Origin of the sequence: Bacillus sp. AF62, assembly GCF_050312695.1 — a bacterium.
Lineage (GTDB): Bacteria > Bacillota > Bacilli > Bacillales > Bacillaceae_G > Bacillus_A > Bacillus_A cereus.
Window position 1 is genome coordinate 1 of sequence record NZ_JBNPJZ010000207.1, and the last position, 947, is coordinate 947.

Consider the following 947-nt stretch of genomic DNA (forward strand, 5'->3'; position numbering starts at 1 on the left):
CATTACGAAATGGAAAAAGCAAAAACGCAAGCTGCTAATGATAAAATCGTCGAAATTTGGAATGCAGCGAAAGAAGAAAAACGTGCTTTGACAGCTGACGAAAACAAACAAATCCAAGGATTACGTGAAGTCGCTGACCAACAAGCTATTTCGGCGCTAACGAAAAACAAAACGGAACAAGAAGTTATTATGAATAACTTAAAAAATAGCAAAGAAAGAGTTACTGCTGAAATGCTGAGTGACGCTGTTACAAAGATGGAAAAAGAAAAGAATGAAGTGATTGATAAAGCAAAAAAAACTCGCGATGACAGAGTCCGAGCGGCTGAAGAAATGAAACGAGAATTAGGAAGCGCCGCCGAAGGAACAGCGAACAAAATGATTGACGAAGCGAACAAAGAATATAGAGAAGTGAAAAGCAAAGCCGAAGCGACAAAAAGAGAAGGTATAGATACATTAAAACATTCTTATCAAGACTTAGAAGATCAAGTGGATACAAGTTCAGGAAACATTCTTAGTGCTTGGGATAAAGTGAAAAGATGGTGGAATAGTTGGAGTATCCTTCCGAAAACGATGACAGTAGAGAAAAAAGAAGTTGGACCTGCGAGTTTCGGGATAGGTACAGGTACAGCTCCTTCGCGTAGTTTAGTCGCACCGCGATCTTTAGCCACAGAAACCGTGAGTAGTTTTGGTATGTTTGCTAGAGAAGATATCAGCCCTTTGTATAGTCCTGGGATACTGCAAGGTCTTCCTGAACTAGCAGGAACAACTCTTTCGACACATTATGTAAGAGAGAAAGAACAGAAACCTCAACCACAGCCACAACAAATCACAAATCAAGTTACTTTCCACACGACTGTTCGAAATGAAAGTGATTTAAATAAGATGTTCGAAAAAGCGGATGATTGGTTTGCACAAAAAGGACGTAACTTACATATGGGAATAGGGAG

1 pseudogene is annotated in these 947 nt (G+C 39.6%); it reads left to right on the plus strand.

Annotated elements, in window-relative coordinates:
* Positions 1-947, plus strand: a pseudogene (locus ACQRBL_RS32295) (hypothetical protein); the annotation flags it as partial.